This window comes from Nocardia brevicatena NBRC 12119 (assembly GCF_000308495.1).
Taxonomy (GTDB): Bacteria; Actinomycetota; Actinomycetes; order Mycobacteriales; family Mycobacteriaceae; genus Nocardia; species Nocardia brevicatena.
Genome location: NZ_BAFU01000033.1, coordinates 77066 through 84420 on the forward strand (window position 1 = coordinate 77066; position 7355 = coordinate 84420).

The following is a 7355-nucleotide window of genomic DNA, read 5'->3' on the forward strand; positions in this document are numbered from 1 at the left end:
GGGCGGCGATATGTGCACGGTTGCGTTGCGACATGCGAAGTTTGGGCATGCCGGCAAATGATTGGCAATCAGCGGAAATGGTGCTGTGCTGCGCTGTGTCGGGCGCTGGTGAGCCACCGGCGGGAAGGGTGGACCGGAGCGGTACGGGCGGCGGTGTGCGGCGGGTGGGGTCCGGGTAGTCCACCGGAGAACGGTCGGAGGTGGCCGAGGTGGCCGATTCTCCGACATCTACTCCGCGCGCCGCCGTGCACACCGCCGCCGGAGCGTCCGATTGTTATGGATACCGAAGTTGCCTCGGTATTGCTCGTTCTGACATCTCGATGCTGCGAAATGCAGGATCTACTGCTTCGAGGCGGCCGTGACGATAGGCTGGTCCGGGATGCCTGTTGGTCGGGCAATACCTCGAATACGATATCGGACCGGCGGGAAAAAGCATGAATGCACGGCAGAGTGATGTTGTCGACACAGAAAAGTCGAAAACCGTTGTGAAGGGCGATCAATTGGCGCCGCGGGACGCGATTTTCGTCTACGACGAGACCGATCACCATCCCTCGAATATCGTGGCGGCCTATGTTTTCGACGCCACCGGGACCGAGCCGGTGGACGCCGAGGCGGCCGTGGGCTGGATACGTGCGCGGTTGGGACTCGCCCCGCTGTTCCAGCGGCGGTTGCGTCGGATCGGGCCGGAACTCGACCTGCCGTACTGGGTTCCGGATCCGGAGTTCGATATCGCCGAGCATGTGGTGCTCTCCCCGGCGGGTGCCGACTGGGACACCGTACGCCGGCGGCTCTCCGAGATAGCCGCGGCGCGAATGGATCTCACCCGTCCACCCTGGCAGCTCCATCTGTTCGACCGGGTGCGCGCCGTGCCGGGAGTATCGGGGCAGGCGACGGTGGTCGTGTTGAAGTTCCACCACAGTGCCTGCGACGGCGTGGCGACCCGGGAACTCGAGCTGGAACTGTTCGGAGGCGGACACGCACCGCCCGCACCCGTGGATACCCGGTGGTCGGCGCGAACGGCGACACTGCGTGCCGCGGTGCTGTTCCCCTACCGGCTCGCGCGTTTCGCGACCGGACTGGCGCACACCCGGGCCGCGGCGGCCGTGGTGCGCGAGCGGGTCGAAGCAGGGGTGCTGCACGAACCCCTTCCTACGCGCCCCGCCACCCGCTTCAACCACGCGACCGGTCCCGGACTCGTTGTGGACCAGGCGATCCTGCCGCTGGGGGATGTCATGGCGGTGCGTGACCGGTGCGAGGAGCGCGTTACGGTCAACGATGTCATGCTGACGGTGGTGTCCGGAGCGCTGGCCGCCTACCTCGACGAACAGGGCGAAACCCCGCCGGAGTCACTGGCCGCCATGGTGCCGATGTCGATGCGTGGGGTCGCGCAGTGGGGTTCGGCCAATCAACTGTGCCAGATGAGTGTCGATCTCCACACCGGCGAGGCCGATCCGCGGGCTCGGTTGTCGGCGATCCGGGAATCGGTACGCCGGGAGCGGCAGCGCAACAGCGATCCGGCGGTCCTCCGGTGTTCCGCCCGGGTCGAGACCTCGCCGGCGTGGTTGCTGCGGCTCGCGGGCCGGGCCCGGTCGCATCGTTCCTATACCGGCGTGACCTCGGTTCCGTTGAACAACACCACGATCAGCAACGTCCCCCCGCTGGGTGCGGGACTGTCATTCCGTGGTGCGCCCCTGCTGCGGGTATTCGGTGTCCTGCCGATTTTCGACGGTGACGGTCTGCGCCACCTGGTCTCCTCGCAGGGGGACGAGCTCGTGATCACCTTCAGTGTGGATCCCGCGATGATGCCGGACACCGGTCGCTACCGAGCGCTGCTGCTGCGGTCGTTTCGCGAACTCGTCGCCGCGCTCGGGTGAGCCTGTCGGTCCGCCCCGGGTATCGAACGACCCGGGGCGGACCCCTGCCGAACCGGTCGCCGGCTCAGAGTTCCCGGTTCAGGAGGTCAGTGCGGCGGCCAGTAGCGGCCACGAGCGGTGCAGATCGTCTTCCCAGTACCCCCAGGAATGGGTGCCGGCCGGGCGGAGATCGTAGACGATATCGGTTCGGCCGAGTTCCTGGGTCCGCCGCTGCAACGCGCGGGTGCAGTAATCGGTCACGGCCTCGATTCCACCGCCGACCAGCAGCTGGTTCCACAGTAATCGGTTGTCCCCGCGCAGCCGGGGGTTATCGGCGGTGTCGTACCGGCCGGGCAGTCCGGTGCCGCTGGAGATGTACATCGGGATATCGGGGAGCCGGTGCGCCTGCACGTAGGGATCGTGTTCGCGCCAACCGGGGCCGCCGGTCGGACCCCACATGTTCTCGGCGTCACCGCCGCCCAGGCCGACCACCAGGGTGACGAACAGTTGACCCAGTGGGTCGCTGGTCATCGCGCATCCGCTGTACGCGGCGGCGGCTCGGTACAGGTGGGGCGCGCGGACGGTGAGATCGAGTACCGAGGTCGCGGCCATCGAGATGCCGGCGATCGCATTCGCCCCGGTCCCGGCGAAAGTGGAATCGATAACCGGTGGCAGCTCTTCGGTGAGGAAGGTCGACCACATATTGCGGCCGTTGTTCTCCAGATGCTCGGCCAGACCGTCATCGGTCTGCTGCCAGTCGGTGTAGTAGCTGAAGGCGCCTTCCTGCGGGATCACGACGTTGACGTGCTTGTCCGCGAAGAAGTCGGTGATATCGGTCTGCGCGGACCAGGACGCCGCGTCCTCGCCGCCGCCCGCACCGTTGAGGAGATACAGGGTGGGGGCAGGGGTGGCCGTGTCGGCGGGTCGCAGTACTCGCACCGCGATATCGCGCTGCATGGACGGTGAGTGGACGGTGATCTCGACCGATCGCCCGGTGCCGGGGCCGCGCGTGACGATATGTGCGCCGGATTCCGCGGTGGCGTGTGGTGTCGCGACCAGGATCGATACGGCCACCAGCGCGAGCAGATGAACCACGGACTGTGCGCCCCGGAAGGGAAAATTCATCTATTTCTGTACCTGACTCATGATACGGGGGCCCACCCGTGACAGTCGGGTGGACCCCCGTATCCGATCGTCGTTCTATTTACCGGCGGTGGGCGAGCCCCCGCTGAGGCTGATCAGCGCGTTGACGATACTCGTGCCGATGTTCCCGGCGCTCGCCGTGCCCAAACCCAGAATCTCCATGAGGGATCCCATAATCTTCTCCTTGCATGCGTGAAGTATCGGAATTTCCTGTGCGAAATCCGATGAATTACTATTTGCTGGTTGCCGAATCAGGCGATGATGTTCTGGAGGGAACCAAGGAAGACATCGAAGAGGCCGTCGCCCGCCACAGCGGAACCGAGGGCCGGAATAAGAGCCATGAGCAGATCGCTCATCGAACCCATAGTGGAACTCCTTCATTGGGTTGAATCGACCTCGCAACCGCGGTGCGCGGAGCCGCGAGACCTGTCACGGCCGGTACGGCCGATGGTGACGCAGGCAATATAACAAGCGTCCAATTTTGCCGCAACGAGTTCCTCTGAAAACTTGGGGCGGCTCACAGCGATCCCATGGCAAACAAGGTGGTGGAGGTGTGGAACATAGGTTGCCGAGCCGACGGCCGACCCCATCCGAAGACGGGTGGACCCCGCCGGTGTGGTGGTGGAGAGCCCTGTTCGATGGGGCGGCTCGGTACTCGGGAATTCGGTCTCAGGATGACCGGTACCCATGACGGGGCGACGACGAAACCGCTGGTGGAGGGACGAACCCGGTAGTTCGGGTCCGAGGTGGCCCGCCATCGGGTGAGCAGGGCCACGGTGGCGAGGGTGCTGGTCAGCAGAGCGAAGTTGTTGCCGGGGCAGAGCCGAGTGCGACCCCGAAGGGGAGGATTGTCTTCTTGTCGACCCGGTCGGGGCCCAGCGCTCCGGGTCGAAACTCTCCGGGCCTGGATAGTGGCGGAGGGTCGTGATGGACCAGGTACGGGCTGCGCGCCACCACCGCACCGTCGGGGGTGAGCCCGGCGAACGTCACCGCGTCATAGGTGTCCTGGAGGCTCACCCACGGGCCCCGACATCGCAGCGTTTCCAGGATCGGTCGGCGCCGGAACCCGGAAGCCGGGAACTGCGTGGTGGTCGGCCCTTCCGTGCGACATCGATGCGTCCGGTCCGGAAGGCGGTAGATGGTTTCACGGCCGATGCCGAAATCGGTGACCGTCAGCCGGACGGCCTGAAGTTGGGATTGGGTATGATTCCGGCTTCCGGGTCGAGGGGGTCGCGCAAGACACCCTTGATCTTGTCGGCCGGTATGCCGCCCTTGAACACTACTTCGTGTTCTTCCGCGATCTCCCCCAGCCCTTGGTCACGTACATCGGTGGCCCCACGGGCATCCTCGACGAGGTAGACGTGCTTTTCGTACCCGTGTTCCCCGTGTGGGTAGTACGCGGCATAACGTGGGCTCTTCGATGTTGCCACGTAGTTCGAGTCACCGCCGTCACCCGCCAGATGGTCCAGGAGATCATCGTTGTCACCCTTCGGCTCGAACCCTCGCCGGAATATTTCTTCCGGAGGTCGACTGTCGCCCCGATAGAGAGTCCGCATATAGGGAAGGTATTCACGAGTTCTATGGGAGAAAGGTAATTCACGGCGCCCTGCTCGAGCCTGACGTTCCATGGTGTCCGCCCACTCCCACATCGTCCTGGCGTATTCTCTTCCGGTCACTCCGTGCCGATGGAGTTCATCGCTCTTCATCCTCATGACCTCACCCCAGGTGCAAGTGTCCACCCAGAGATCGTCATCGGCCCAAGACGGCGGAAGGTGCTGCGCGACATGTGCCCGGATGTCCTCGTAGCCAGGGGGTGATTCGGGGTTCGGTACGAATGGGGAAGCAGGGCGTGGACTCACCGGACCGGGATGGAATGTATACAGCTCGCCACCTGCTTCCTCGAGCTTGTGCCCCAGGCGCAGATCGGTGTCGACCTCCCGGCCCAGTCCCTCCGACAGGGGGCGGATGATCTGTCCCCGGTAGCCGGGATTCGCGATTGTTTCGACCGCCCTCGCGAAACTGTGTCTCAGCCTTTTCACAACTTCGTTCCAACCGATATTCACGCGGGCCTCCCTATTGCGACGGGCGCAGGCCGTGGCACCAGAAGGATAACGACCTGCCGCCGCCGCATCCGTCGGCTTTCGCGCCCTACCACCTCTATCGGCCCTGGGCAACGCTCTACCCGGCGGTCGGTAGCCGGCTTCGGCAGCCTCGAGCCGGCTCGCGACGCCGAATTTCCAGTGGTATCGGCCTTGTTCCGCCGCCGAGATAGCGGTGCAGCGAGGTTTTCGGCAGTGTCACGACGACCGCATGAACCCAATTTCCCTGTCCAGAGCCCTTGTCGTAATCCTGGTCGTGCCGCTCCTGCTCTACCTGTCGCGACGTTCGGAAGGCCGGTCGTAGGACGGCCGGTGGCCGGGATGGGGAGACGACGAAATCGCCGGTGGAGGGACGTACGCGATAGGCGGGATCCGGGGTGGGCTGCCCTCGGGTGAACAGTGCCGCGGTGGCGAGGGTGATGGTCAGCAGAGCGAAGTTGTTTCCGGGACAGCCTCTATGTGAACCATGCTTCGCCCGACACGACCCCGGGCGCGGCGATACCACCGCTACCGGGACGCCAACCGCTAACGGCCGTCCAACGCGCGCGGCGGGCACGATGGTGGAATGCGAGTCCTGGTGGTCGAAGACGAACAACTGCTGGCCGATACGATCGCGGCCGGTCTGCGACGCCATGCCATGGCCGTCGATGTCACCTATGACGGTGCCGCCGCGCTGGACCGGGCCACAGTCAACGACTACGACGTGCTCGTCCTGGACCGTGACCTACCCGTCGTTTCCGGCGATACCGTGTGCTCCACGCTCGTCGAGGCGGGCACCGGTGCCCGGATCCTCATGCTCACCGCGGCGACCGCGGTACCGGAACGGGTGGCCGGACTGGGACTCGGCGCCGATGACTACCTCACCAAGCCGTTCGCGTTCGCCGAGCTCATCGCCCGCATCCAGGCCCTGGCCCGGCGCCCCGCCCGTGCCGTCCCACCTGTACTCGAACGCCGCGGTATCCGGCTCGACCAGCATCGGATGGAGGTAGCCAGGGACGGTGTCCCGGTACCGTTGTCGCGCAAGGAATTCGCGGTCCTCGCCGAACTGCTGCGGGCCGACGGCGGGGTGGTATCGGCCGAGCGGCTCCTGGAGAAGGCGTGGGACGAGCACATCGACCCGTTCACGGGAGTGGTGCGCTACATCATCATGATGGTGCGGCGGAAGCTGGGCGATCCGCCGGTGATCGAGACCGAGCCCGGCGCGGGATACCGTATCCGATGAGTATCCGGATGCGGCTGACCCTGCTGTACGCCGCCGCGTTCTTCATCGCCGGAGCGCTGCTCGTCACGCTGATGTACTTCTACCTGAATCAGTTCCTGGACCGGCGTCCCGGCCTGGCCGTGCAGGACCTCGTGCACGAATTCCTGAGCCGACGGCACGGAGCCGGTAGCCCGCTCGGGGAGGCCCGGGACCTGTACTCCGCGCTCGCCGAGCAGGCCGAACAGAACCGCCGGGACACCTTAGGGGCCATGCTGGTCTGGTCGCTGGTATCGCTCGGGGCGGTCGGTATCGCGGCGTGCGGTTTCGGCTGGCTGCTGGCCGGACGTGCCCTGCGTCCACTGCAGCGGATCACCGCGACCGCCCGCCGGGTCGCCGATCACAGCCTGCACGAGCGCATCGCCCTGAGCGGCCCGGACGACGAGCTCAAACAGCTGGCCGACACATTCGACGCCATGCTGGAACGCCTGGACCGGGCATTCGACGGCCAACAGCGTTTCGTGGCCAACGCCTCGCACGAACTGCGCACCCCGCTCACCATCAACCGAACCCTGATCGAGGTGGCGCTCGACGATCCGGAGGTGTCCGAATCCACCCGTCGGCTGGGTCGGACGCTGCTCGAGGTCAACGCGCGCAACGAGCGTCTGATCGACGGTCTGCTCGTTCTCGCCGGCAGCGAACAACGCCTCACCGAACGGTCCCGGGTGGATCTCGCCGATATCGCCCGGCATACGCTGGCCGGCTCGGCCGACGCCATCGGTGAGGGCCGGGTGGAAATCCACACCGATCTGCGGGCCGCGCCGGTACTCGGCGACCCGGTGCTGCTGGAACGTCTCACCCAGAATCTGCTCGACAACGCGATCCGCTACAACCGCACCGAAGCGGGCCGGATCGCCGTGGTCACCGAGACGGTCGACAACCGGGCTCGGCTGATTGTCGAGAACAGTGGTCCGGTGGTCCCGTCTTTCGCGGTCGACGGATTGTTCGAGCCGTTCCGGCGCGGCGGGGACACCGACCGCGCCGCGGCCGGCCCGCCCGCCA

6 protein-coding genes are annotated in these 7355 nt (G+C 65.9%); 3 read left to right on the top strand and 3 right to left on the bottom strand.

Translation table 11 applies throughout. The annotated features are described in order from the left end of the window. The first annotated feature begins 434 nt into the window (after positions 1-434). Positions 435-1874 carry a wax ester/triacylglycerol synthase family O-acyltransferase gene (locus tag ON20_RS07130; protein WP_083864718.1) on the top strand — a complete coding sequence of 480 codons (1440 nt, stop codon included), beginning with the start codon at positions 435-437 and terminating at the stop codon, positions 1872-1874. Positions 1875-1952: 78 nt separating this feature from the next. On the opposite strand, the gene ON20_RS07135 is transcribed toward ON20_RS07130, so the two are convergent. From ON20_RS07135 to ON20_RS36145, 3 genes are all read right to left on the bottom strand, one after another. Next, a complete protein-coding gene (locus ON20_RS07135; RefSeq protein ID WP_083864716.1) occupies positions 1953-2978 on the bottom strand; it encodes an alpha/beta hydrolase in 1026 nt (341 codons plus the stop codon). A gap of 810 nt (positions 2979-3788) precedes the next feature. Continuing rightward, positions 3789-4013 (bottom strand): hypothetical protein, encoded by a 225-nt coding sequence (locus ON20_RS07140; RefSeq protein ID WP_040834153.1) that lies wholly within the window; start codon positions 4011-4013, stop codon positions 3789-3791. A gap of 155 nt (positions 4014-4168) precedes the next feature. Continuing rightward, complete coding sequence (locus tag ON20_RS36145; protein WP_218002462.1) at positions 4169-4552, bottom strand: scabin-related ADP-ribosyltransferase; 384 nt, start codon at positions 4550-4552, stop codon at positions 4169-4171. A gap of 1108 nt (positions 4553-5660) precedes the next feature. On the opposite strand from ON20_RS36145, the gene ON20_RS07150 reads away from it, so the two are divergent. After that, positions 5661-6317, top strand: a complete 657-nt coding sequence (locus ON20_RS07150) for a response regulator transcription factor (RefSeq protein WP_040834155.1) — start codon at positions 5661-5663, stop codon at positions 6315-6317. Then, positions 6314-7355 (top strand): sensor histidine kinase (locus ON20_RS07155; protein WP_040834156.1); only part of this gene is annotated, 1042 nt, incomplete at its 3' end. The genes ON20_RS07150 and ON20_RS07155, both read left to right, overlap by 4 nt.

Coding starts and splice junctions, on each gene's coding strand:
- ON20_RS07130 (WP_083864718.1), top strand. CDS start 435: ATGAATGCACGGCAGAGTGATGTTGTCGACACAGAAAAGTCGAAAACC.
- ON20_RS07135 (WP_083864716.1), bottom strand. CDS start 2,978: ATGAATTTTCCCTTCCGGGGCGCACAGTCCGTGGTTCATCTGCTCGCG.
- ON20_RS36145 (WP_218002462.1), bottom strand. CDS start 4,552: ATGCGGACTCTCTATCGGGGCGACAGTCGACCTCCGGAAGAAATATTC.
- ON20_RS07150 (WP_040834155.1), top strand. CDS start 5,661: ATGCGAGTCCTGGTGGTCGAAGACGAACAACTGCTGGCCGATACGATC.